Raw genomic sequence first — 25,456 nt, 5'->3', positions numbered from 1 at the left:
TCAGCCCACCGCCCGCGGCTTGGCCACTCGCGCGGCAAACGTCGGCAGCACCAGCAGGGTCAGCACGGTCGCGGTGATCAAGCCACCGATCACCACCGTCGCCAACGGCTTCTGCACTTCCGCACCGGAACCGCTGGCGATCGCCATCGGAATGAAGCCGACGATCGCCACCAGCGCCGTGGTCAGCACCGCGCGGATGCGGCTGGAGGCACCGTTGATCGCTGCCTGCAGCGGCAGGTCACCGGCATCCAGGCGTTCGCGGATCGCCTGCATCAGCACCAGGCCGTTCAAGGTGGCCACGCCGGAGACGGCGATGAAGCCGACCGCCGCTGACACCGAGAACGGCATGCCACGCAGCAGCAGCGCGAGGATGCCGCCGACCAGCGCCAGCGGCACGCAGCTGAACACCAGAATGGCTTCCTTGCCGCTGCGCAGGGCCATGAACAGCAGGCTGCCGATCAGCAGGAACACCACCGGCACCACCGTCGCCAGCCGCTTCTCCGCGCGCTGCAGGTTCTCGAACTGGCCACCCCAGGTCAGGTAGGCACCCGGCGGCAGCGCCACGTCGGCCACCGCTGCCTGTGCCTCGCCGACGAAGCCACCCAGGTCACGCCCACGCACGTTGGCCTGCACCACCACGCGGCGGCTGCCGTTGTTGCGGCTGATCTGGTTCGGCCCTTCGCTCACGGTAATGCGCGCCACCGACGACAGCGGAATCACCAGCCCCGACGGCGTTGCGATCGGCAGTGAGGCCAGCTGGTCCGGATCGTTGCGCGAGGCATCGTCCAGCCGCACCACCACGTTGAAGCGTCGATCACCTTCGAAGATCTTGCCCGCTGCGGTACCGCCGATGCCGGTGGACAGTGCATCACTCACGTCCGCGGCGGTCAGCCCGTACTGCGCCGCCGCCACGTGGTCGATCGCCACGTTCAGCGTGGGCAGGCCGGAGATCTGTTCCACCCGCACGTCGGCCGCGCCGTTCACCGCACGCAGCTTCAGCGCCACCTGGTCGGCCACCTTCTGCAGCTGGCTGAAGTCATCGCCGAAGATCATCACCGCCAGGTCGGTACGCACGCCGGAAATCAGTTCGTTGAAGCGCAGTTCGATCGGCTGGCTGAACTCGAAGCTGTTACCCAGCTGCTGCCCGGCCAGTTTTTCGAAGCGCGCCACCAGTGCCTCCTTGTCCAGCTTCGGATCAGGCCAGTCCTTGCGCGGCTTCAGCACGATCACGCTGTCGGAGATGTTGGTCGGCATCGGATCGATCGCCGCTTCGGCGGTACCGGTACGCGAGAACACGGTCTCTACTTCCGGCTGTTTGGCGATCGCTTTTTCCAGCGCCAGCTGCATCGCCAGTGACTGCTCCAGCGAGGTCGACGGCACGCGCAGGGCCTGCATCGCCACGTTGCCTTCGTCCAGGGTCGGCATGAACTCGCGGCCCAGCAGCGAGAACGAGCCGATGCCCACCACCACCATCATCACCGCACCGGCCAGCACCGTGCGCGGATGTGCCGCGGCCTTGCGCACCACCGGCTCGATGCGCGCGCGCAGCACGCGGATCAACTTCGTTTCGTGCTCGCCATCATCCGCATGGGCATCGCCGTCCTTCACCTTGGGCTCGCGCACCAGCAGCGCGGCCATCGCCGGCACGAAGGTGAAGGAGAAGATGAAGGCACCGACCAGGGCAAGCATGAAGGTGGCCGCCATCGGGTGGAACGTCTTGCCCTCCACGCCTTCCAGGGTGAGGATCGGCGCGAACACCAGCAGGATGATCAGCTGGCCGAACGCCGCCGGCCTCGCCATCTTCAGCGCCGAATCGGCGGCTACACGCAGGCGTTCCATCGCGGTCAGCGCACGGCCCAGTTCGGCGCGGCGCTGGCCCAGCATCAGCAGCGTCGACTCAACCACGATCACCGCACCGTCCACCAGGATGCCGAAGTCCAGCGCACCCAGGCTCATCAGGTTGCCGCTGATGCCGAAGCGGTTCATGCCGATTACCGCGAACAGGAACGACAGCGGAATCACCAGCGCGGTGATCGTCGCTGCGCGCAGGTTGCCCAGCAGCAGGAACAGCACCACCACCACCAGCAGCGCGCCCTCGGTGAGGTTCTTGGCCACGGTCTTGATGGTGGAATTGACCAGTACGCTGCGGTCCAGCACCGGTGCCGCCACGATGTCGGCCGGCAGCGACTTGTTCACCTGTTCAAGGCGCGCCGCGGCAGCCTGCGCCACGGTGCGGCTGTTGCCACCGGCAATCATCAGCGCGGTGCCGAGCACGGCTTCGTGACCGTTGCGGCTGGCCGCGCCCAGGCGCGGCGCGCGGCTCAGTTCCACCGTGGCCACATCGGCCACGCGCACCACCACGCCATTGCGGGTGGCCACCGGAGCCTGTGCCAGGTCATCGGTGGTCAGCGCCAGGCCGTCTGCACGTACCACCAGGCCTTCGCCGGCACGCTGCACGAAACCGGCACCGGCCTGCACGTTGGAACGCTGCAGGGCAGTGACCAGGTCGGCCAGGCCGAGGCCATGTGCGGCCAGCCTGGCGCTGTCCGGATGCACGCCGTATTCCTTGACGTAACCGCCGACCGTATCGACGCCGGCCAGCCCCGGGCTGGAACGCATCTGCGGCGCGATGATCCAGTCCTGCACGGTGCGCAGGTAGGTCGCACGTTCTTCGGGTGTCCGCAGCAGGTTGCCTTCCGGCGTGCGGTAGACCTCGCCGGCCTGCCAGCCGGCTTCACCGGGCTTGGCCAGCTTGGCCGGATCGAACGCGCTGAAGTCCACCGTCCACATCAGCACTTCGCCGAGGCCGGTGGTGACCGGCGACAGCATCGGCGACGCACCATCGGGCAGGTCTTCGGAGGCTTCGCGCATGCGCTCGGCCACCTGCTGGCGGGCGAAGTAGATGTCGGTGGCATCGGTGAATATCGCGGTGACCTGCGAGAAGCCATTGCGCGACAACGAACGCGTGGTGGTCAGGCCGGGAATGCCGGCCAGCGCGGTTTCCAGCGGGTAGGTCACCTGCCGCTCGATCTGCTCCGGTGTCAGCGCCGGTGCCACCGTGTTGATCTGCACCTGGCGGTTGGTGATGTCCGGCACCGCGTCGATCGGCAGCTTGCCCAGCTGGAACAGGCCCACGGCGGCGATCAACGCGGCCATGAACACCACCAGCCAGCGGTGGCGCACCGCTGTTTCAATGATCAGCTTGAACATGGTCGCCTCCTCAGTGGCCGTGCTCGGCTTCGCCCTTGGCCAGTTCGGCCTTGAGCAGGAAGGCGTTGCTGCCAACGATGCGCTCGCTGCCGCTCAGGCCACCGAGGATCTCGATGCGGTCACCGGCACGACGGCCAGCCAGCACCGGCTGCACCTTGAAGCCGCCTTCGACGGCCACGAACACCGCACTGCTGCCATCGACGTTCTGCACCGCATCGGCGGGCACGCTGAGCGAGCCGTCCTGGCCTTCGGTGACCACCACGGCCGATACCGGCGAACCTGCCGGTGGCAACGAGGCGTCCACCGGCGTGGCGCGGATCACCGCGACGCCGCCCTGCTGGCGGACATCGGCGGCCGAACCGGTGACGGTGGCGGTGAAGCTGCCACCCGGTACGCTCACTTCCAGCTTCATGCCCGGCGTGACCTGCGCGGCCAGCGCCGGCGGTGCGGTGAACACCAGCTCATTCATCGTCGGGTCGGCGACGTCGGCCACCGCGCTGCCGGCGGCGACCACGCCACCCGGGGTGACCTGCACGTTGCCGACGATGCCGGCTACCGGGCTGGTGATGCGCACGCGACCGCTGCTGTCCGGCGAACCGTTGGCAGCGGCCTGGGCCTGCGCGGCGGCGGCCTGGGCCTGTGCCGCCAGCGAACGTGCGCGCGAGGCCTCCATTTCCTGGCGGGCGACCACGCCCTGGTCGACCAGGGCCTTGTCGCGGCCATAGGCCAGGCGCGCGGCTTCGGCCTCGGCCGATGCGGCCAGCGCGTTGGCACGGAACACCGCGGCTTCGCCGCTGACCACGATGGCCAGTGCCTGGTTCTGCTTCACCGCCGTGCCCGGCGCGACCAGCACGCGTTCAACGCGGCCGGTCACCGTGGAGGCCACCGATGCGCGGGCACCGACCGAGGGTTCGACCCGGCCGGCGAGGCGGGTTGAACCGCCACCGCCGCGACCGATCGCGACCACCTCGATACCGGAGGCCTTGATCTGCTCTGGCGTCAGCTGCACCACGCCTTCGTCGGCGTCAGCCGGCGACTTCGCGGTTTCTGCCTTGGCTTCCTTGCTGTCGGCGGCGTGGCCATGGCCATCGTCGGCGCCCGCCTTGGCCGCGGCGGGGTCGTCATTTGCAGGTGTCTGCGCGTTGCCAGCGCAGCCGGCCAGGAACACGGTCAGCAGGAGGCCGCCGATCAGGGGAAAGGAACGGGAGAGAGTCATGGGGCCTCCACAAAAGGTGCGCGCCCTTCCAGGCGGGCAAGATCGATTTCCGCGCCGACGCGCGACAGGCGCGCATCCACGGCGGTGCCACGGGCGGCGATGAGGGCGCTGCGCGTGCTGCGCAGTTCCAGCTGCGAGATGCGTCCGGCATCGAAGCCAACGCGTGCGAGGCGATAGGCCTCTTCGGCGGCGACCACACTTTCATCGGCGGCACGGGTACGGCTGCTGGCCGCCTTCAGCCCGGCCACGGCTGACAGGCGTGCGGCCTCACTGTCGCGGCGCTGCTGGTCCAGTCGTGCCTCGGCCGCGCGCTGGTCGGCATTGGCGGCGCGGATGCCGCCACGGTTGCGGTCGAACAGCGGGATGCTGAGGCTGACCCCGAGGTTGTAGGCACGCTCGCCGCCTTCGCGGAAGCGGGTCTGCGCGGCGGTGACACTGAGGTCAGGCAGGGCGCGCTTGCGCTCCACGTCGACCAGCTTGCCCGCCGCATCGGCCTCGGCTTCGGCGATGCGCACCGCCAGTGCGGTATCGGTGGCACCGCGCGGCAGCGGTGGCGCGCGGTCGAGCAGGCTGTCGTTGATCGACTGCACCGGCGCATCCAGCAGCGCGGCACCGGCCAGGCGGGCCAGCGCGGCATCACGGAAGGCCTGCGCCTCATCCAGTGAAGCACTGGCGTTGGCCACCTCGCTCTGTGCCTGCACCGCGCGCAGCTGCGGTTCGCGGCCCTGCTTGACCATGGCGTTGACGGCGTTGGCGTCATCGCGGGTCAGTGACAGTGCTTCTTCGGCCAGCGTGTAACGGCGCAGTGCACTTTCCGCCTGTGCATAGACCACCGCCAGCTGGCTGGCCACATCGCTGCGACTCTGCGCGCCACGCAGGTTGGCCGCCTGTGCCTCGGCGCGGGCGGCACGGACACGCGCGCCGCGCTGGCCCCAGACCTCCAGCGGCTGGGACAGGGTGAGCACGGTATCGGCCTTGCCCATGCCGCCATAGGAGCCGGTGCCCCAGGCGTTTTCGGCGGAGTAGGAAAGGGAAGGGTTGGGCAACGCACGGGCCTGGTCGGCGCGCGCGTCGGCGGCCTCGGCCAGCGCCGTACCCACACGGGTGCCGGGCAGCTGGTCCAGGCGTTCAAGCAGGGTGTCGTAGGAGGGGGCGGCTTGTGCCGACGCCTGCATTGCCGGGGCCAGGCCCAGCAACACGGCGACGACCAGCCCGGCCGCACGCGGCGACCGAGGTGTCAGGATCGACATAGGGGGATTCCGGTTGTGAGTGAAACGGGAGCCCGCGATTGCGGGACGCGCTCAACTCACGCCCGGGGGGGACGCGTCAATTCATCCTGGGCGACCGCATAGGTCGCCACGTCGCCGGCATTCATCCAGCGCGCCGGCAGCGGCGTACCGAAGGCGGCGAAATCATTCGCTGGCAGGCTCAGCGTGGAGTGATGGCAGTGGTTATGCGTGCAGGCACCCGTGTGCTTGCTGTCGCTGTCGCCGCCTGCATCGTCCGCAAGGGACTCGACATGGGCGCTGCTGGCATGCGGTTCCACCGCACACACCAGTGCGTCGGCCACCGGCACGACCACGAATGCCGCCATCAGCAGCATCATCAGGTACGTACGCAGTTGGCGGGTGATCCGGCGCATGGAAGGGAGGCTAGCAAGCGGTTTTCGCCGGATACAATATCAATGGACGCTTCGGGAATTCGTCGGAATCTCCCGTTCAGGTGGGTGGCCTGGGGGCCTCCTGTCCCGGTAGGGGCCGACCTCCTGCCCTGGTGGGTGCCGACCTTGGTCGGCACGCCTTTCGGCCCGTGGGGTGGGACACCGGGATGCGCTTCTGTAGCCCACGCTCGGCTGCTTTCGCGCGACCAGCCGTCCCGGTAGGTGTCGACCTTGGTCGACACGCTTTTCGACCCCACCACGTTGCCGGCCAGCGGCCGGCACTACCCGTGTCACGGCAGCTTCGCGATCACCTTGATCTCGAACTGGAACCCATACAGCCAGGTCACGCCGATGCCGGTCAGGGTCGGGTGCGGTGCTTCGCCCCAGTACTCGGGCGCGATCGCCCAGGCCTTCTCAAAGTTCTTCTCTGGATCGACCAGGAACACGGTCACGTCGACCACGTCATCGAACGTGCAGCCGGCGGCGGCAAGCACCGCATTGAGATTCTCGAAGGCGCGGCGCACCTGCGCCTCGAAGTCCGGCTCGGGCGAGCCGTCCTCGCGGCTGCCGACCTGGCCGGAGACGAACAGGAAGCCATTGGATCGGATCGCCGGCGAGTAGCGGTTGCGCTCGTACAGGGCCTGTCGGCCGGCGGGGAAAACGACATCACGCTGTGACATGGGGAAGATCCCGTGGGAGAGAACACCATCCTCCCTGCCAGCGCTGTCTGGATAAACCGCGATGATCGGCCTAGATTGATTGTCAATTCCAAACAATCATGGCCTGCCATGGACCGTTTCGAGGCGATGCGGGCGTTTGCCCGGGTGGTGGAAACGGGCAGCTTCACCCGCGCCGCGCACACCCTGCAGGTCAGCCGCACCACGGTTACGCAGCTGGTGCAGCAGCTGGAGGCGCACCTGCGGTTGCGCCTGCTCAACCGCACCACCCGGCGGGTCAGCGTCACCGCCGATGGCGCAGCCTATTACCCGCGCATCGCCCGCCTGCTGGCCGAGCTGGACGAGGTAGAGGGCGGGCTGGGCGATGCGGCCGCCCAGCCGCGCGGACGCCTGCGCGTGGATGTGCCCGGGCCGTATGCGCGGTTGCGGCTGGTACCGGCGCTGCCGGATTTCCAGGCGCGTTACCCGGAGATCCAGCTGGATATCGGCGTCAGCGACCGCGAGGTCGATGTCATCGCCGACAACGTCGATTGCGTGATCCGCGGTGGCACCCCGGCCGACCCGGCGCTGGTGGCACGGCCGTTGGCTGCGCTGCAGATTGGTTTCCACGCCAGCCCGGCGTACGTGCAGCGTTTCGGCGTGCCGTCCGACCCGCGCGCGCTGGAAGGGCCGGACCACCACATGGTCGGCTTCCTCAGCCCGCGTAGCGGCCGTGCCCGAGTGTTCAATGCGAAGCGCGGCGATGAGCGCATCGAGGTGCAGGGCCGCTATACAGTCGGCTTCGACGACGGCAACGCGTATCTGGCGGCTGCGCTGGCGGGGCTCGGCGTGGTCGCGCTGCCCAGCTATATGGCCGAGCCGCACGTGGCGCGCGGCGAGCTGATGCCGGTGTTGCAGGACTGGCAGCTGCCGCCAATGCCGATGCACGTGATGTTTCCGCCGAACCGGCACATGAGCCAGCGGCTGCGGGTGTTCATCGATTGGGTGGTGGAGGTGTTGGGGTGACACGCACCGGGCGTGCGAAAATCACCACAACACGCAACAGGAAACAGCCTCACGCATGAGTCGCATCGTCGCACTGGATACCGAAACCACCGGCATCTCCCACCGCCTGGGCCATCGCGTGATCGAAATCGGTGCCGTCGAACTGGTCGATGGTCAGCTCACCGGCCGCCAGTTCCACACCTACCTGCAGCCACAGCGCAAGGTCGATTGGGGCGCGCAGCGGGTACATGGCATCAGCGACGCGATGCTGGTGGGCAAGCCGCTGTTTTCCAGCAAAGCCGCCGAACTGCTCGACTTCCTGCGCGGCAGCGAGATGATCGCGCACAACGCCACCTTCGATGTGGGTTTCCTCGACAATGAGCTGCGCCTGGCCGGCATCCCCGTCACGCTGGCCCAGCATTGCCGCATCACCTGCAGCCTGAAGCTGGCGCGCGGGCGCTGGCCGGGCCAGGGCAACAAGCTGGATGATGTGCTGCAGCGCCTGCGCATTCCCGGCACCCGGGGACTGCACGGTGCGCTGAAGGATGCCCATCTGCTGGCCCAGGTGATCCCGCACCTGCGCTGAGCGGGCTCGGTTCCACGGGGAGCGGCCGTCGCGTTCAGCCCCAGCCTGTGGGTAACTTGCGCAAGTGCTTGAACACGTGCATAATGCGCGGCTCGCTGTGTCCGGTTTTCTACCGGGCGGCGCCCCCGGGAGCACGTCCCCGGCCGCCCAACGCCAGCGTAACCCTTTGATTCTCTTGACGTGTGGTGGGCAACCATCGAGGCCGCCGTCTCCCGGGCTACGGGCTGACAACTACTACTATCGAGGTGCGCAATGTCCCGCGTATGCCAGGTTTCCGGCAAGCGAGTGCAGACGGGTAACAACGTCTCGCACGCCAACAACAAGACCCGTCGTCGTTTCCTGCCGAATCTGCACGAGCGCCGTTTCTGGGTGGCCAGCGAAAACCGCTGGGTCAAGCTTCGTGTTTCCGCGCATGCACTGCGCACCATCGACAAGAACGGCATTGATTCCGTTCTGGCTGAGCTGCGTGCGCGCGGCGAAAAGGTCTGAGGAGTAAAGCATCATGGCAGGCAAGCGCGATAAGGTCCGTATGATTTCCTCGGCCGGTACCGGCCACTTCTACACGACCGACAAGAACAAGAAGAACACCCCGGGGAAGATGGAATTCCTGAAGTACGATCCGGTCGTGCGCAAGCACGTCCTGTACAAGGAAGGCAAGATCAAGTAATCCGCAAGGATTGCTGGTCCCCGCGAAGAAACCCGCCCTTGTGGCGGGTTTTTTCATGCCCGGCATTCCAGGGCGGCTGCCGGCTGCTCCGCCATTGCCGTGGTGGGTGCCGACCGTTGGTCGGCACGCTGTCCGCCCGGTACGTATCGACCTTGGTCGACACGCTGGTTCAAGGCAGTCGAGCGCGGCTCGACTCTACACACCCCGCTGGGCAGAATGGCCCATCACCTCCCGACGGGCGACACGATGCTGTTCGAGTGGTTGCTGGGTTCCTACCTGCTGCTGATCGACTGGCTGATCCGGCTGGTCGCGCTGTGCTGGATTCCCACCCGCACCACGCCGGGGGCCGCGCGCAGCTGGCTGCTGCTGGTCGGCTTCGTGCCGCTGCTGGGCCTGCCGCTGTACCTGCTGTTCGGCCACCCGTGGCTGTCGCGCGAGCGTATCCGCCGCCAGGCCGAGGCCTCGCAGGTCATCCGCGAGGAACAGGCGCTGCAGCATCGCCTGCGCTGGACGCCGCAGCCGGACACCGCCAGCGCCGAGATCGTGCCGCTGGTGCAGCGCCAGGGCGACTTCATGCCGGTGCACGGCAACGCCGTCGATCTGCTGACCGATTACGACGAATCGCTGCATACGCTGATCGCCGACATCGACCAAGCCGAAGACCGTGTGCATCTGCTGTACTACCTGATGTTCGACGACGCGGTCGGCGAGGCCATCGTCGAGGCCTTGCAGCGCGCCGCCGCACGCGGCGTGCAGTGCCGCGTGCTGCTCGACGCGGTAGGTGCCAAGCGCGGCCTGCGCGCCTACCGCAAGCGCCTGGAAGCACGCGACATCGAAGTGCGCGCGATGCTGCCCGGCGGCCTGCGCTGGCGCCGCAGCGGGCGCATGGACCTGCGCAACCATCGAAAGATCGCGGTGATCGACAACGAAGTGGCCTATGTCGGTTCGCAGAACCTGGCCGGCCCGCAGTTCGTGCCTGGCCACCCGAACCGCGAACTGGTGGCGCGCGTGCGCGGCCCGGCGGTGGCGCATCTGGAGGCGGTGTTCGCAAGCGACTGGTACATGGAGACCGGCCAGCGCCTGGACGTGATCGCCGATGTGCCCGAGTGCAGCGACGACATCGCCACCCAGCTGCTGCCCAGCGGCCCGGCCTACCCGTACAGCAACGCGCGCGACGCGGTGGCGGCGCTGATCCACCTCGCACGACGCCGGCTGGTGATGGTCACCCCGTATTTCGTGCCTGACGAAGCCACGCTCAGCGCGCTGCGCATCGCGGCGTTGTCCGGCGTGGAAGTGCAGCTGATCCTGTCGGCCAGCAACAACCAGCGGCTGACCTCGTGGGCACAGGAGGCCTACTACGACGAGCTGCTGCGCTGTGGCGTGCGCATCGCGCTGTACGAGCCGCAGTTCCTGCACGCCAAGCACATGAGCGTGGATGAGGACATCGCTGTGCTCGGCTCGATCAACATGGATATCCGCTCGTTCGCACTGAATGCCGAAATCGGCCTGATCTGCTACGACCGCGCGCTGGTGCAGCAGCTGTGCGCGATCGAGGATGGCTACCTGCGCGAGTCGCGGCAGCTGGATCTGCAGCAGTGGCGCAGTCGCCCCACGTGGCGGCGCAGCCGCGAGGGCATCGCACGGCTGGCCGACGCGTTGATGTAAGGCAATGCCGGCCGCCCATTTCGGCAATCCGGCCTGTCATCGCCGATGGCCTACAATCGGCACATGACTGATTCACCGCGTAATGGCGAACTGGACCTGGCAATCATCGGTGGTGGTGCGGCCGGGGTGCTGGTGGCGATCCAGGTATTGCGCCAGGCGAAGGCGCCGCTGGCGCTGGCCATTTTCGAACCGGCCTCGCAGCTGGCCCAGGGCATCGCCTATGCCACGCCGTGGCCGGAGCATCTGCTGAACGTGCCGGCGGCGAAGATGAGTGCGTTTGCCGACCAGCCTGGCGATTTCCTCGACTACCTGATGGCCGCCGACGCCTACCCGGGCGAGGCGCGCGAGGTGCTGGGCGAGCGTTACGTGTGCCGCCACTACTTTGCGGCTTATCTGCAGCAGCGCCTGCAGGAGGCCGCCGCCGCCAGCCCGGCGCAGCTGCAGGTGATCGCACAGCCGGTGCTGGGCCTGCAGCCGGACGACCACGGCTACCAGCTGGCACTCGGCGATGGCCACACGCTGCACGCCGCGCAGGCGGTGCTGGCCACTGGCAACAGCATGCGCCCGCTGCCGGTGGCCGGCGCCGATGCGCTGCCCGCCGATGACGTGATCGAGGCCTGGGACTACGACGGTGTGCGCACCCTTGCCGGCGAACAGGCCGTGGCCATCGTCGGCTCCGGCCTGAGCATGGCCGACACCGTGCTGGCGCTGGTTGCCGCCGGCCACACCGGCCCGCTGCATGTGATCTCGCGCCACGGCCTGCTGCCGTTGCCGCACGCACACGGGGGCCTACCCACGTTCGACCCGGCCACGCTGCTGCCGATGAACCTGCGTCAGCGCCTGCGCGCGTTGCGCGGGTTCGCACGCCAGGCGCAGGCCGACGGCCTGCCGTGGCAGGGCGTGATGGACCGCATCCGCCCGCACGGGCAGGCGCTGTGGTGCAGCCTCGATGAGGCCGACCAGCGCCGCTTCCTGCGCCATGCGGTGCGCTACTGGGATGTGCATCGCCACCGCATCGCCGAAGAGGTGGATGTTCAGCTGCAGGCGTTGATCGACAGCGGCCAGCTGCGCGTCCACCGCGCCCGCCTGCAACGCATCTGGCGTGATGGCGATGCCGTGCAGTTGTCCGGCCGGGATGCCTCGGGCGAGGAACAGCAGTGGATGATCGGCGGCGTGATCAACGCCACCGGCGTCGAAACCCGCGCCAGTGCGCTGCGCAATCCGTTGCTGCAGCAGCTGCAGGCCGATGGGCTGGCGCGCCCCGGCCCGCATGGGCTGGGCCTGGACAGCTCGGTGCCGGGCGATCGCCTGTGTGCCGCCGGTGGCCAGCCGCAGGCACGGCTGGGCGTGCTTGGCAGCCTGCGCATCGGCAGCCTGTGGGAAAGCCTGGCGGTGCCTGAACTGCGTCAGCAGGCGCACGCACTGGCCACCCAGGTGGTCGCAGGAGCCGCGACGGCGATGCCGTAAAATGGGGGCATGGATGTCTCCCACCTGCTTGATGGCCTGAACCCGGCCCAGCGCGAAGCCGTCTCCGCTCCCCCCGGCCACCACCTGGTGCTGGCCGGTGCCGGTTCCGGCAAGACCCGCGTACTCACCCACCGCATCGCCTGGCTGCATGAAGTCGATGGCGTGCCGACCCACGGCATTTTCGCGGTGACCTTCACAAACAAGGCGGCCGGCGAAATGCGCCACCGCATCGACGCACAGTTGCCCAATGGCAGCCGTGGCATGTGGATCGGTACCTTCCACGGCCTGGCCAACCGCCTGCTGCGCCTGCACTGGCAGGACGCGAAGCTGCCCGAAGGCTTCCAGGTGATGGACTCGGACGATCAACTGCGGCTGGTCAAGCGCGTGGTACAGGCACTGGAACTGGACGACGGCAAATACCCGGCCAAGCAGATCGCGTGGTGGATCAACGCGCAGAAGGACGAAGGCCGCCGCCCACAGCACATCCAGCCCGAACCGCACGACGCGTGGCTGGAAACCATGCGCCAGGCCTACATCGAATACCAGGCGCGCTGCGACCGCGCCGGCCTGGTCGACTTCGCCGAACTGCTGCTGCGCGCGCACGAACTGCTGCGCGACAACCCGGCCCTGCTGGCGCACTACCGCGCGCGCTTCCGCGAAATCCTGGTGGACGAGTTCCAGGACACCAATGCCATCCAGTACGCCTTCGTGCGCGTGCTGGCCGGCGATTCCGGCCACGTGTTCGTGGTTGGCGACGATGACCAGGCCATCTACGGCTGGCGCGGTGCCAAGGTCGAGAACGTGCAGGGCTTCCTGCGCGACTTCCCGGGCGCGCAGACCATCCGCCTGGAGCAGAACTACCGCTCCACCGCCAACATCCTCGGCGCCGCCAATGCGGTGATCGCGCACAACCCGGATCGCATCGGCAAGCAGCTGTGGACCGACAGCGGCGACGGCGAGCCGATCGACCTGTACGCCGCCTACAACGAGATGGACGAGGCGCGCTACATCGTCGAGCGTGCTCGCCAGTGGGTGCGCGATGGCGGCAGCTACACCGAAGTGGCCGTGCTCTACCGCAGCAACGCGCAGTCGCGCGCGCTGGAAGAAGCGCTGCTGAGCGAACAGGTGCCGTACCGCGTGTACGGTGGCATGCGCTTCTTCGAGCGTGCCGAAATCAAGGACGCACTGGCCTACCTGCGCCTGCTGTCCAACCGCAACGATGACGCCGCCTTCGAGCGCGCGGTCAACACGCCCACCCGTGGCATCGGCGACCGCACGCTGGACGAAGTGCGCCGCGAGGCACGCGCGCAGGGCATCTCGCTGTGGGAAGCGACCATGCTGGTCACCCAGAGCAGCGCGCTGGCCGCACGTGCGCGCAATGCACTGGCCGGCTTCCTGGTGCTGGTCAACGAGCTGCAGGCGCAGACCCTGCACATGACCCTGGCCGAGCGCGTGGACCATGTGCTGGCGCGCTCGCAGCTGCGCGAGCACTGGAGCAAGGAAAGCCGCAACGCGCTGGATTCGGAATCGCGTACCGACAACCTCGACGAACTGGTCTCGGTGGCATCGCGCTTCGTGCGCCGCGCCGACGACATCGAGGAAGTGGGCGAGGACATGGACGAGCTGGTCGCATTCCTGGCCTACGCCGCGCTGGAGGCCGGTGAGGGCCAGGCGCAGGCGGGCGAGGACGGCGTGCAGCTGATGACCCTGCACTCGGCCAAGGGCCTGGAATTCCCGCTGGTGTTCCTGGCCGGCCTGGAGGAAGGCCTGTTCCCCAGCGCACGTTCGCTGGAGGAAAGCGGGCGGCTGGAAGAAGAGCGCCGCCTGGCCTACGTCGGCATCACCCGCGCGCGCCAGAAGCTGGTGCTGAGCTATGCCGAATCGCGCCGCATCCATGGCCAGGACAACTACAGCCTGCCATCGCGTTTCCTGCGCGAGATTCCGCGCGAGCTGCTGCACGAAGTGCGCCCGAAGGTGCAGGTCTCGCGGCCGGCATCGCTGGGCAGCAGCCGGGTGATGGGCCATGCCTCCATCGAGGCACCGCCGCTGAAGCTGGGCGCGCTGGTCACCCATCCCAAGTTCGGCGAAGGCATGGTGACCGACTACGAAGGCAGCGGCGCCCATGCCCGCGTGCAGGTCGAGTTCGCCGACGCCGGCAGCAAGTGGCTGGTGATGGCCTACGCCAACCTGACGGTGATCTGAAATCGCATGGCAGGATCCAGCTTGCCTGCGTCGGCAGGCAAGCTGGAGTCGATAGTCACCCCATTGCAATGTTGCTATCAAAATTGCAGCGGGCGGCTGCAAGTCGAATCAGTTCGACTGGAACGTCATCGGCAATCAAGTGCCGCTTATTGAACATCTTTGGGAAGTTCTTCCTCGCAAGATCCGATCGGACATACGCGGTTGATTGCCAAACGCCCCTCCATGCGATGAGTTCCCGCTCGGCTTCGATGACGTAGACGGGATAACGTCCCAATCTACGTACTGCCTCTACCGATGCGGCTCCCTCGAGGGGGCGCGGTACCCGAACTTCCTGACCGAACTTGTCCCAACCCTCCCACTGGCTGTAGTGGGCTATGCCGTTCGGCAGCACCTTCAGCTCGAAGTAGGGCTGTGAATTGTCCAAAGGCAGCCTTGCAGCGCAGATCTTCCGCATGAGCCGGAGAGACACTGGCCCAAGTTCGTCTTTGGGCATGTGCTCCAAGCTGGCACGGAAGTCATGATAATCCCGGTAACCGAGCAGGACCGCTTTCCGGTCCAGTGTCCGGCAATAACCAATCTCAGCCACGGTGGAATCAAGAACAGAAGCGCTCTTGAACGCGTCAATCACTTCGTTGAAAGAGAACATGCAAGACTCCAAAGAGATCGCCTACCAGAAGAACTGGTCGAGTCGGCACGCTGCTTGCCAATATGGCGAAAAGGGGGTCTTCAAGAGTGAGTGACACTGTGGCGAATTTTCCCTTGCAGCGGGGAGGCATTCGCAATGCCTATGATTGAAGTTAGCAGCTTCCAAAATCCATGTAAAGGCCGCAGGATCGACGTCGTTCAACGACGCCGGAGCCTGACGATTCATGTCGCAGCGCCTTCCCCGGAACGTGCTCTTCCTCTGCAGCCAGAACCGCCTGCGCAGCCCGACGGCCGAGCAGGTGTTCGTCGAGTGGCCGGGGATTGAAACCGCCTCGGCCGGGTTGCTGGCCGACGCGGATGAAGTGCTTAGCCCGGAGCTGCTGCAGTGGGCGGACCTGGTGTTCGTGATGGAGAAGGCGCACCGCAACCGCTTGTCCAGCCGCTACAAGGCATGGTTGAACGGCAAACGGGTGATCTGCCTGGATATCCCCGATGACTACGACTACATGGACCCGGTTCTGGTCGAGCTGCTCAAGCGCAAGGTGCCACCGTTCCTGCGCTGAGCGTGGGTGTTGTAGAGCCGAGCCCATGCTCGGCTGCTTCTGGCGGGAAAAGCAGCCGAGCATGGGCTCGGTTCTACCAGAAGGGCAGAGCCTCAGTCCTGGGCCTTTGAGCCGGCCGCCGCGTCCTGCGCGGACATGTTCTGTTTGAAGTTCGCCGTGAAATCAGTGACGGCACGTTCCAGCGCCTTCTCCCAGTTTTGCGGCGAAACCACCTGGAACACATTGGTGCCATGGCCCTTGGCGGTGAACGAACGGGCCCGGTCTCCGTCGTGGGTCGTCACTTCGACCGACAGATCCGCGACCATCTGCTGCGCCCAGCCGGCAGCACGCCAGAAGTTGAAGGGTGCCCTGACCACGAACTCGTTCATTGACGCCTCCAGACGAAGGCATTGCGCATCGCACTGGTCGGCAGTGCGATAACCCATGTTGCGCAGTGCCTGGATGATGATCTCGCGGGCCTTGTCGGACGTCGTGCCCGATTCCAGGACGAGGTTGAAACCATTGCCGTTGCGGACCTCTCCGCCAACATTCCTGACGCGATCCGATGCGGGAACAAGGGAAAGGAAGTCTGACGGACGATTGTCCCGTACAGGGTCGACCACGACCGTTGTGCCCTGTTCCGGATTCACCCGGATGTCCGGCACGTTCACGCGCACGACTTCGGTGCGGATGCCGCAGCCGGTGAGGAGCAGCAGCAACGAAAGACCAATGATCGACTTCATGTATTCCCCCTGTTGGAATGGTGTCCTTGCCCTGCGCATTATCGCGTGGGCCGCAGGAAACGGGAGTGGCTTTGGTCAGGACGGGGAACGTCAGCCGAGCATGGGCTCGGCTCTACAATAGGCCCCACACCTTCCAGGAATGCCCCCATGACCGAACCGACCCTGCACGTCACCGTGAAGTTGAACGCCCGGCTGCAGCCCGAGCATCGCCACGAGCTGTTCGAGGATCCGCTCGACGCGCTGTTGCAGGCGGCCCAGGTGGGCGAGCTGACCGGTGGTGGCACTGCAATGTCCGACCTCGGTGAAGTCGAGTACGGCGACATCGAAGTGGCGCTGGTCGATGCGGACGGCGTGCCGAAGCTGATCGACCTGCTGGAACAGCTGGGTGCGCCGAAGGGTTCGCAGTTGCAGGGGGCGGGCGAGGCCGACCGCAGCTTCGGCGTCACCGAGGGCCTGGGCATCTACCTGGATGGCCTGACCCTGCCGGACGAAGTCTACGAGCAGTGCGATTCCAACCACGTGTTCGAGCAGCTGTCCGAGAACATCGACGGCCTGGGCGAGATCTGCAGCTGGTGGCAGGGCCCGACCGAAACCGCGCTGTACATGTATGGCGAATCGTTCGAGGCGATGCGCGATGCGATCGCCGGGTTCGTGGCCAGTTATCCGCTGTGCCAGAACGCACGCGTGGTGCAGATCGCCTGAGAGCAGGCCTGATGTGGAGCCGAAGGTAGCGGCAGGAGCCGCTGCCAACGTCGCTTGCGATGGCCCGAAGGGTGCCGGTCAGGACGACCGGCATCGCCATGCTCGGCTACAGGAGCAGGTTATCGGCCGGCTGCCTGCCGCGCGTTGTCGCGCAGCGCCATGTCCTTGCCGACCTGGTAGCCGCCGAAAAGCACAGCCAAGGCGACGATCACGGCGACCAGGATGGATTTCCGGGAACTCCAGACGGGCGGTTTGTTGTCCTGCATGTCGGTCATCCTTGAGCGCGGCGGTGCGCCCCCGCCGAGCATGCGCCGCAGTGTCCGGGTACGCAAGCCGACGGTGCGCACACCCCGCTGCGCGGCGCCGGATTGATCCTGCTCAAGGCGCGGCCTGCACATCCGGTGTGCAATGGTGTCGTTCCCATCTGGCAGATCGCTACGGAGCCCCACCATGTACAAGCGCATCCTGATTGCCACCGACGGGTCCGAGCTGGCCGACAAGGGCCTGGCCAAGGGCCTGGAGCTGGCCAAGGACCTCAATGCCGAGGTTGATATCGTGACCGTTTCCGAGCCGTGGGCCGTCGGCATGTACGACGCCATGGGCTGGAGCGTGGGCTACATGAACAGCCCGGAGTACAAGGCAGACCGCGAGGAAGGCGCGCAGAAGGTCCTTCAGCCCGCGCTGGCCAAGGCCGCCGAGCAGGGCATTACCGCCAATCCGGTGCATGTGCTGGACCGCTATGCGGCCGATGGCATCATCGAGACGGCGGGCGAGCGCAACAGCGACCTGATCGTGATGACCTCGCATGGCCGCCGTGGCGTGACCCGCGTGCTGCTGGGCAGCCAGACCGCGGAAGTGCTGGCGCGCAGCACCCTGCCGGTGCTGGTCATCCGCTGATCCACACCCACTGATTCAAGCGTTCCCGGGGAGGGGACCCGACGCCGGCCGCAGGATGCGCGCCGGCGTCATCTTTTGTGTGCCCTGAGCGGCGCACATGCATTCAGATCGATCCATGTGCCGAAGCCATCGGCCATGCACAGATGCGTCCGACGAACGGTTACGAACGGCACGCGTGGCCGTTCATTCTTTGTGGCATCCTCCGCGCGGGGTTGTTGAGGTGCACGCATGTCTGGGCAGTGGGCGAATCGCCTGCTGGATGCCAGCGCGTCCTGCTGCGCCTGTCTCTTTCATGCGCTCCGCCCGGGGACTGGCGGGTGCTGTCCATTGTCTTGGACATCCGTCGTCATTGGAGGACACATTCGTGCCATTGAATCGATCGTCGTTCGCACTGCTGCTGTCTGCGGCCCTGCCAGTAGTCGCTGCCGCGCAGCAGGCCGATGCGCCATCCACGGTTGACCTGCCCGGCATGGCCGCGCGCACCGGCAGCCAAACCCTGCAGGTACGCGGTTTCCGCGCCAGCGACGTCGGGGACCATCCGCAACGTGGTATCACGCCTGCACAGGTACAGGCAGTGCTGGATGCCTACTTCGCCAGTCTGGCGCACGGCGCGGACGTGATCTCGCTGGACTTCGCCCAGTTGCAGGGGGCGGCGGATGCAGTGACGGCGGCCTATCGCAAGGCAGGCTTCCTGGTCAGCGTTGCCTATCTGCCTCCGCAGAAACTCGATGCCGAAGGACGCATCGAAGTGCGCGTGCTGGAAGGTCGCATCGGCAAGGTGGTGGTGCAAGGGAACCAGCGCTATCGCACGCATGTGCTCAGCAACGTCGCCGAGCGCCTGCGCGGGCAACCGCTGCGCCAGGCCGACATCGACAGCGCGTTGCTGTATGCACGTGACCTGCCCGGTGTATCCGTGTCCTCGGTGCTGCAGCCTGGCGAGAACGTAGGAGAAACCGATCTTGTACTGGTCGCACGCGAAAGCGGCCGGCCGTACGAAATCAGTACGAGCGTGGACAACCACGGCACCGAGCTGACCGGTCGCGGGCGCGCCCAGTTGGGCGTCACCTGGAACAGTCCGCTGGGACTGGGCGATGTATTTGCGGCCAGTGGCACGTATGCGTTCGATCCGCAGGCCAGTCGCGCTGGCGCGCTGTCCTACAGCGTGCCGTTGCAGGTGGTGCAGGGGCTGTCGGTGCTGGCCGGTGCCAACCGCAGTGAACTGGAGGTGGACGACGGCATCCTGCGTGGCTTCAAGCTCAAGGGCCCCGCCTCGCAGGCCTATGCCGGTGCCGACTGGAAGTTCATCAACCGTCCCGACCTGCAGATGACCAGCTCGATGCGCTACATCCGCGAGAGCTCACGCTTTGAAGCGCTGGGCCTGGTGCTGTCCAAACAGAAGTACGACGTGGCCGAAGTGGGCGCGAGCCTGCGCCACAACGATGCGCGCCTGCATGGCATCAACCTGGCGCAGTTGAGCGTGCGCCAGTCGCTGCATGATCGCTCGGCCGACTTCGATGCGATCAACCCGACCCGCGACAGCCGCTTCACCGTAGTGCGCCTGGGCCTGCTGCGGCTGCAGTATCTCAGCCGCAGCCAGCGCCTGCTGTTCAAGTTCAATGGCCAGTACAGCAACAACTCGCTGCCGGCGCTGGAGCAGTTCCAGGTGGGTGGCAACGACAGCGTGCGGGGTTATGCGCAGGGCGAGACGCTGGGCGATCGTGGCTGGTACGGAGCGCTGGAGTACCACGTCGATGCGCCGGGTTTCGGCGACGTGGTCTCGCCGTTCCGCGGGGTGCCGTGGCGCGAAGTGCTGGAGCTGGACGTGTTCGCTGACCAGGCGCGCGTGTTCGATATCGATGGTGTGGAGGCACCGGCCGATCTGGCATCGGTGGGCATGGGCGCGACTTTCCGCCTGCGCCAGTGGAAGAACCTCGAACTGCGTGTGGCGGCGGCCAAGCCGACCAGCGCCCTGCGACCGGGTGACGGCCGCGATGTCCGCGTGTATGCGCGGCTTGGCCTGACCTTCTGAGGAGCGACCATGAACCGTATCTACCGACTCGTCTTCAATCCTTCGCTGGGCCAGGTGCAGGTCGCCGCAGAACTCGCACGCGGGCCGCGCCGCTGTGCGCCACAACGCACGTGCCGCACGCTGTGGCTGGCGCCGCTGACGGCGGCGCTGCTGCTGACCGGCAGCCTGCCTGCCATGGCGCAGGTTGTCCTGCCACAGAACGGCAGCATCATCGCAGGCTCCGGGGCGATCAACACCAACGGCAACGTGATGACCGTCACCCAGGCCAGCCAGTCCGCGCTCATCCAGTGGAGCAGCTTCAGCATCGGCACCGGCGATGTAGTGCAGTTCAACATGCAGCAGGGCTCGCAATCGACGGCCATCAACCTGGTCACCGGCAGTTCGGCCAGCATCATCAGTGGCCAGCTGCTGTCATCCGGCCAGGTGTTCCTGATCAACCCGGCGGGCATCACCTTCACCGGCACTGCCAGCGTCAATGTTGGCGGACTGCTGGCCAGTACCCTGATGCCGGGTACGCCGGGACTGCCGATGGATGGTGGTCCGCTGCCGGCCGCCTTCCAGCTGGCTGGCGGTGGCAGTACTGGCGTGGTCAGCAATCTGGGTGGCACGCTGCGCGCTGCGGCCGGTGGCATCAGCCTGATTGGTGGCGCGGTCTCCAACAGCGGGTCCATCTACGCGGCCAACGGCAATATCGATCTGGTGGCCGCCGGTGCAGCCACGGTGGTGAGCGGCGTGTCCCCGGACGGCATGTCGCGCCTGGCATTTGCCGCCACTGCACCCAGCACCGTGGCCGGTACCGGCGTCAGCAATGTCGGCGTCCTCGATGCACGCAGCATCAGCATGACCGCGTTGATGGGCCCGGGTTTGTCCAGCACAGGCATCAATGCTGGCGGTACGATCACCGCCAATGCGATCGACGCCGGTGATGGCAGTCTCACCATCCACAGCACGGCCCCGGTGGTGACCAGCAATGCCGCCATCACCGCCGATACGGTGGCGGTGGTCGGCAACGCAGTCGGCGGCCCCGTTGCGATCCAGATCGATGGTGGCCGTCTCCAGGCCGGCTCCGTCGCGCTCAATGGCGGAGCCAACGGTGACGTCATGCTGAACGGTGACGTCAAGGCCGACTCGATCAACGTTGCAGCGAACAATGTCGTGCAGGCCAGCGGCGCGCTGGAGGGGGCACTGACCCTGGCCCTCCAGGGCGGCGCAACCCTGGGCCAGACCGGCAACCGCATCGGCAGTGTGGGCGGCAGCGTGGGCTCCGACCTGACGCTGGCCACGTCCATCGGTCTGTCCAACGGCGATGCCTTGTCGGTCGGCGGCTTCACCGCGCTTGACGCCGGCACCGGCAACATCACCTTGACCCATTCCGGAAACAGCTTCGGCAACCGGGTCAGTGCCAATGGCGGTGGTATCGCGCTGGTCAGCAGCGGCACACTCGGGTTGGGCAACATCAACGCCCGCAGCCTGGCCGCGCAGGGCAGCACCATCGACCTGAGCGGCACGATCATCACCACCGGTGATCAGACCTATCAGTCACCGGTGATACTGCGGGGCAACTCGACGCTGCAGGGCAGTACGGTCCAGTTCGATGGCAGTGTCGATGGCAGCTACCATCTGGCGGTTGAATCCAGCGGGCTGACGACCTTCTCCCGTGCCATCGGTGGCAACACCGCTCTGCAGAGCCTGTCCGTCACCACCGGTACCGGCGCTCGCCTGTTCGGCGATGTCAGTGCCACCGGCATGCTCGCTTTCGATGGTCCGGTGCAGGTGTTCGGTTCGCGCAACCTGTCATCCGTGGGTGGCAGCCTGCGCTTCGGTGGCACACTCGATGGCGATGGCGGCTCGCTGAACCTGAGCGCTCGCCAGCTCACGCTGGGTGGCGCAGCGGGGACCCGCGGCGCATTCGATCGCATCTACGGCGGTGCCGACACCCTCACACTGGGCAGCCGCATCGTCGCCAATGGTGAAATCCTGCTGCAGGGTGACGTGCGCCTGGCCGGCGCTACCCAACTGGTCAGCACCGGTGGCGGCACCATCACCACCGACGGCATCTCCAGCAATGTCAGCGGCGGCTACAACCTGGCGCTGAGCACCTCCGGCCGGGTCCAGGTCAACGGCAACATCAGTGCCGCCGATGTCAGCATCACCGGACAGCTCTTCAACGGTCGCGGCATCATCAGCAAGGGCAATCTCGACATCGATTCCGTGGCGAGCCTGGTCCAGCTGGGCAGCTACCAGGTCGATGGCCGCGCGCGGTTCAAGAGCCTGGGCGACATCAACCTGGTTGACGGAGGAAACCGCTTCAGCGGCGAGGTCAGCCTCCTGGGCAGGAAAGCCGAACTGCGTGCGGGCAATCTGCAGCTGGGCAACACCATCCTGTCGGACAACCTGCAGCTGAATCTGGGTGGATCGCTCCAGCAGACCGCCGGTAGTGCGCTGGATATCGGTGGGACCACCCACATCGACGCCAGTGGCTCGGTCATTCTGAACCAGGTGGACAGCATGGGCAGGCCGGTCAACCAGTTTGCCGGTGCTGTGTCGCTGAAGGGCGGTGCCAGCTACCTCTACGCCAAAGGCACGCTGGCGTTCTCCGATTTCGACGTGGCCAGCCTGTGGACGATCGCCGACACGGTGCAGCTCCCCGCCAGTGGCAGGAGCATCGGCCTGCAATACTTCCAGGGCGATGCAGTGCTCACCGGCGACAGCACGCTTAACAGCCAGCTCGGCCAGATCAACTTCCGCGGCCGTATCGATGGGTCGCATGCGTTGACGCTCACGAGCGGACTCGACGTGGTGTTTGCCGGTGACGTCGGCAGTCGCCAGGCGCTTGCCAGCCTGGGCATCAACAGTGCCGGTCCGCTCCAGCTCGGCGGCAGCATCACGACCGACGGCGCGGTCCAACTGGGCAACGTCAACCTGGCCGCGAGCACGCCGCGCTGGCTCAGCATCCGCAGCAACAATGGCAATGTGGTGGTCGGTCGCGTCGACGGCAGCGGTGACGGGCTGAGCAGCCTGGCGCTCAACGCGCACGGCACGCTTGAACTGCAATCGGGAGCAGGGACCACCGCTGGCGCCTGGTTGACCGATCTGGAGCTGAAGGGCTCGAGCGTGACCACCGAGGCGATCCGGACGACAGGTCGGCTTGACGTCACCAGCAGCTCCGGCTTCACCCAAGGCGGTGCGTTCACCGTTGGTGGCGACGCCAGCTTCAGCGCAGGCCCCGCCGGCAATCTGGTACTCGATGCCTATCCCAACATCTTCGGCGGCAAGGTTTCCCTGAAGGGCAACCAGGCGCGCATCCAGGCGCTGTCGGGGCTGGCGTTGGACGGCATCGATACCACCACGCTGGACGCCTACAGTGGCGGTGCGATGTCGCTGGCCAATGCCAATGTCGCTGCAGCTGCCAGTCTCAACGCTACATCGCTGCTGTTCGACGGCGCATCCATGGGGGGGCTGCTGCAGGCCACCGCGCGCACTGGTGACATCCGCCAGGGCAGCGGCACCCTGACCTTCGGCAGTAACAGCGATTTGCGGGCCAGCACCGATATCTTGCTGGGCAATACCGGCAACCGGCTGGGCAGTGCACTGCAGGTACAGGGCCGTGACATCACACTGACCAGCAGTACGGCGCTGGACCTGCAGAACCTGCAGGCCATGCGTGACGTGCAGCTCAGTGGCAACGGCGTGCGGTTGGGTGCCACCTCGGTGCTGGGTGCGCTGCAGGTGAACAGCAGCGGCGCGATCACCCAGTCCGATGCGCTGCAGGTCGCAGGCAACAGCCGCTTCCAGGCAGGTTCGGCCATCACCCTGGGCCAGTCCGGCAACCGCTTCGACGGCGCGCTCGACCTGGCTGGCGGCGATATCGACGTGGTGGCTGCTTCGCTGTTGCTGGGCAGCGTGAGTGCAGGGGGCAGACTGGCGCTGGCCAGCGCAGGAGGCATCCGCCAGCAGGGCGGCGCGCAGGTGGCAGGCACCACTCGCCTGAACGCCGGCGGTGCCATTGATCTGCAGGCAGGTGGCAACCGTTTCGGCGACGCTGTCACGGTGCAGGGGCGGCAGGTGGCACTGGCCGCCGATGGCAGCCTGCAGCTTCAACGCGTGACAGCGGACAGCCTGGTTGCGCGAAGTGGTGGGCGTTTGGCCCTGGGCACGGTGGACATCGTTGGCAACGTGGTGCTGGACGGACAGCAGCTGCATCTGGGTACGACCCACGTCGGTGGCAACCTGCAGGCCGAGGGCCGCGATGGCATCGATCAGAGTGGCGCACTGCGTGTGGATGGAAGCGCTGACCTGCGCAGCGACGCGGGCATCGCATTGGCACGTTCGGACAATGACCTGCGTGGTGCGGTTGCACTGACCGGCGTCGGCATCGACCTGGCCGCCGCGGGTGACCTGCGCGTGGCCTCACTCGACAACCGCAATGCGACGGTACGCCTGCAGGCGGGTGGAGCACTGCAGCTGCCCGGCACCCGGATCGATACCGGCAGCGGTGACCTGCAATTGCTCGCGGTCGGTGCCCTGCAGCTTCCGGCGGCACTGCGCGGCAACAACATCACGCTGCACAGCGGCCAGGACCTGCAGCTCGCCCACGATGTGCTGGCGACAGGCGTACTGCAGCTTGGCAGCGCGGGTGCGCTGACCCAGAGCGGTGGCGTGCTGGCCGCACAACGCCTGCAGGGCAGCGCGGGTGGCAACGCCCGCCTGCGCGGCGACAACCGCATTGCGACGCTCGGCGATTTCAGCAGCCAGGGCCTGGAACTGCAGACCCAGCAGGGGCTGCAGGTGACCGGCACTGTGCAGGCCGGCGCACAGGGTCTGCTCGACGTGCGTGGCGGGGATCTGCAGATCGATGGCAGCCTGCAGGCGGGCAGACTCCGGCTGCAGTCGGCCGGTGCGATCCGTTCCAGCGCCAGTGGCCGCCTGTTCGCCGACCAGCTCAGCGGTCGCGCGGTCGGTCCAACGACGCTGGGCAATGCGTCGTTGTTCGTGGCCAATGCCATCGGCAACCTGGGTGATTTCCAGTCGCCTGCGGGCTTCAGCCTGACCAACACCGGCAACCTGACCCTGGCCACCGTCAACGGCAGCGCATTCAGCGTCGACGCCGGCAGCAGTGCGTTCTACCTGAAGGTCCAGGAGGGTGACATCCGCCAGCTGGGCACCACGCCGGTGCTGGCCGGCAGCAGTCGTTGGTGGTCCAGCGGCGGTATCGGCACCCAGCCTGCGCCGATCCATCTGACCAGCACGAGCAGTACTTACGAGGTCGATTTCGTCGGCCGGCCGCCGGCCTATTTCCATGCCGTGGGCGCAGATGGCCGCCCTCTGACAATGGGCGGTGGACCTGATCCTGGCCCTGATCCTGCTGCGATGGGCCCCGGCGTGCGTGCGCAGGGCGCGGTGCTGCCGCGGGCGGTCTACGTCGATGCGGCTGCGGCCACCATCGAGCCGCGTGCGATCGGCATCACGCACCCCGGGATCCGGTTGCCGACGGGGCTGGCGCGAGCCTGTGACGGTGACGCGGCGGGTTGCGTGCAATGACCCGTTGAACCGGGCGGAGTGTG

The 25,456-nt window shown here is 66.8% G+C and carries 20 protein-coding genes; 12 read left to right on the top strand and 8 right to left on the bottom strand.

Going from position 1 to position 25,456, the window contains the following annotated elements; genetic code table 11:
- From EZ304_RS11015 to EZ304_RS10995, 5 genes are all read right to left on the bottom strand, one after another.
- Positions 1 to 3,210, bottom strand: a complete 3,210-nt coding sequence (locus tag EZ304_RS11015) for an efflux RND transporter permease subunit (RefSeq protein WP_142807067.1) — start codon at positions 3,208 to 3,210, stop codon at positions 1 to 3.
- Between the two features lie 10 nt (positions 3,211 to 3,220).
- The gene (locus tag EZ304_RS11010; protein WP_142807066.1) at positions 3,221 to 4,426 is read right to left on the bottom strand and encodes an efflux RND transporter periplasmic adaptor subunit; all 1,206 of its coding nucleotides are present in this window, start codon (positions 4,424 to 4,426) and stop codon (positions 3,221 to 3,223) included.
- The gene (locus EZ304_RS11005) at positions 4,423 to 5,676 is read right to left on the bottom strand and encodes a TolC family protein (protein ID WP_099551792.1); all 1,254 of its coding nucleotides are present in this window, start codon (positions 5,674 to 5,676) and stop codon (positions 4,423 to 4,425) included. The genes EZ304_RS11010 and EZ304_RS11005 overlap by 4 nt, the downstream gene beginning before the upstream one ends.
- A 56-nt stretch (positions 5,677 to 5,732) precedes the next feature.
- Positions 5,733 to 6,068 (bottom strand): hypothetical protein, encoded by a 336-nt coding sequence (locus tag EZ304_RS11000; RefSeq protein ID WP_006402574.1) that lies wholly within the window; start codon positions 6,066 to 6,068, stop codon positions 5,733 to 5,735.
- 308 nt (positions 6,069 to 6,376) lie between these two features.
- Positions 6,377 to 6,766 carry a RidA family protein gene (locus EZ304_RS10995; protein WP_142807065.1) on the bottom strand — a complete coding sequence of 130 codons (390 nt, stop codon included), beginning with the start codon at positions 6,764 to 6,766 and terminating at the stop codon, positions 6,377 to 6,379.
- A 108-nt stretch (positions 6,767 to 6,874) separates the two neighbouring features.
- On the opposite strand from EZ304_RS10995, the gene EZ304_RS10990 reads away from it, so the two are divergent.
- The 7 genes from EZ304_RS10990 (at position 6,875) to uvrD (ending at position 14,334) form a co-directional block, all read left to right on the top strand.
- The gene (locus EZ304_RS10990; RefSeq protein WP_099551791.1) at positions 6,875 to 7,768 is read left to right on the top strand and encodes a LysR family transcriptional regulator; all 894 of its coding nucleotides are present in this window, start codon (positions 6,875 to 6,877) and stop codon (positions 7,766 to 7,768) included.
- A gap of 55 nt (positions 7,769 to 7,823) precedes the next feature.
- Positions 7,824 to 8,333 carry a DNA polymerase III subunit epsilon gene (gene dnaQ, locus EZ304_RS10985; protein ID WP_099551790.1) on the top strand — a complete coding sequence of 170 codons (510 nt, stop codon included), beginning with the start codon at positions 7,824 to 7,826 and terminating at the stop codon, positions 8,331 to 8,333.
- Positions 8,334 to 8,585: 252 nt separating this feature from the next.
- Positions 8,586 to 8,822: a 50S ribosomal protein L28 gene (gene rpmB, locus EZ304_RS10980; RefSeq protein WP_005411638.1), complete on the top strand. Its 237-nt coding sequence runs from the start codon at positions 8,586 to 8,588 to the stop codon at positions 8,820 to 8,822.
- A 10-nt stretch (positions 8,823 to 8,832) separates the two neighbouring features.
- The gene (gene rpmG, locus EZ304_RS10975) at positions 8,833 to 9,000 is read left to right on the top strand and encodes a 50S ribosomal protein L33 (RefSeq protein ID WP_169411268.1); all 168 of its coding nucleotides are present in this window, start codon (positions 8,833 to 8,835) and stop codon (positions 8,998 to 9,000) included.
- 246 nt (positions 9,001 to 9,246) lie between these two features.
- The gene (cls, locus tag EZ304_RS10970; protein ID WP_142808095.1) at positions 9,247 to 10,665 is read left to right on the top strand and encodes a cardiolipin synthase; all 1,419 of its coding nucleotides are present in this window, start codon (positions 9,247 to 9,249) and stop codon (positions 10,663 to 10,665) included.
- 45 nt (positions 10,666 to 10,710) lie between these two features.
- Positions 10,711 to 12,132: an FAD/NAD(P)-binding protein gene (locus EZ304_RS10965; RefSeq protein ID WP_142807064.1), complete on the top strand. Its 1,422-nt coding sequence runs from the start codon at positions 10,711 to 10,713 to the stop codon at positions 12,130 to 12,132.
- 9 nt (positions 12,133 to 12,141) lie between these two features.
- Positions 12,142 to 14,334 carry a DNA helicase II gene (gene uvrD / locus EZ304_RS10960; protein ID WP_142807063.1) on the top strand — a complete coding sequence of 731 codons (2,193 nt, stop codon included), beginning with the start codon at positions 12,142 to 12,144 and terminating at the stop codon, positions 14,332 to 14,334.
- A 55-nt stretch (positions 14,335 to 14,389) separates the two neighbouring features.
- Here the strand turns inward: uvrD and EZ304_RS10955 are convergent, their stop codons facing one another.
- Positions 14,390 to 14,980, bottom strand: coding sequence for a hypothetical protein (locus EZ304_RS10955; protein ID WP_142807062.1), 591 nt, complete (start codon positions 14,978 to 14,980; stop codon positions 14,390 to 14,392).
- 223 nt (positions 14,981 to 15,203) lie between these two features.
- On the opposite strand from EZ304_RS10955, the gene EZ304_RS10950 reads away from it, so the two are divergent.
- Positions 15,204 to 15,542, top strand: a complete 339-nt coding sequence (locus tag EZ304_RS10950) for a low molecular weight protein tyrosine phosphatase family protein (RefSeq protein ID WP_142807061.1) — start codon at positions 15,204 to 15,206, stop codon at positions 15,540 to 15,542.
- Between the two features lie 92 nt (positions 15,543 to 15,634).
- Here the strand turns inward: EZ304_RS10950 and EZ304_RS10945 are convergent, their stop codons facing one another.
- Positions 15,635 to 16,264: a hypothetical protein gene (locus EZ304_RS10945; RefSeq protein ID WP_142807060.1), complete on the bottom strand. Its 630-nt coding sequence runs from the start codon at positions 16,262 to 16,264 to the stop codon at positions 15,635 to 15,637.
- A gap of 147 nt (positions 16,265 to 16,411) precedes the next feature.
- Here EZ304_RS10945 and EZ304_RS10940 point away from each other — a divergent pair, with 147 nt between their 5' ends.
- Positions 16,412 to 16,966 (top strand): hypothetical protein, encoded by a 555-nt coding sequence (locus EZ304_RS10940; protein WP_142807059.1) that lies wholly within the window; start codon positions 16,412 to 16,414, stop codon positions 16,964 to 16,966.
- Positions 16,967 to 17,085: 119 nt separating this feature from the next.
- On the opposite strand, the gene EZ304_RS21035 is transcribed toward EZ304_RS10940, so the two are convergent.
- Positions 17,086 to 17,232, bottom strand: a complete 147-nt coding sequence (locus tag EZ304_RS21035) for a hypothetical protein (RefSeq protein ID WP_221931192.1) — start codon at positions 17,230 to 17,232, stop codon at positions 17,086 to 17,088.
- Positions 17,233 to 17,416: 184 nt separating this feature from the next.
- Here EZ304_RS21035 and EZ304_RS10935 point away from each other — a divergent pair, with 184 nt between their 5' ends.
- The 3 genes from EZ304_RS10935 to EZ304_RS10925 all read left to right on the top strand — a co-directional run bounded on the left by EZ304_RS10935 (position 17,417) and on the right by EZ304_RS10925 (position 25,433).
- Positions 17,417 to 17,863: a universal stress protein gene (locus EZ304_RS10935; protein ID WP_005411629.1), complete on the top strand. Its 447-nt coding sequence runs from the start codon at positions 17,417 to 17,419 to the stop codon at positions 17,861 to 17,863.
- A gap of 370 nt (positions 17,864 to 18,233) precedes the next feature.
- A complete protein-coding gene (locus EZ304_RS10930; protein WP_428999717.1) occupies positions 18,234 to 19,892 on the top strand; it encodes a ShlB/FhaC/HecB family hemolysin secretion/activation protein in 1,659 nt (552 codons plus the stop codon).
- Positions 19,893 to 19,901: 9 nt separating this feature from the next.
- A complete protein-coding gene (locus EZ304_RS10925; protein ID WP_142807058.1) occupies positions 19,902 to 25,433 on the top strand; it encodes a filamentous hemagglutinin N-terminal domain-containing protein in 5,532 nt (1,843 codons plus the stop codon).
- The last annotated feature ends 23 nt before the right edge of the window (positions 25,434 to 25,456 follow it).

The sequence above is a fragment of the Stenotrophomonas maltophilia genome (assembly GCF_006974125.1).
GTDB classification, from domain to species: domain Bacteria; phylum Pseudomonadota; class Gammaproteobacteria; order Xanthomonadales; family Xanthomonadaceae; genus Stenotrophomonas; species Stenotrophomonas maltophilia_O.
Note: the sequence above shows the minus strand (reverse complement) of the source record. Positions and strands in the feature narration are given on the sequence as shown.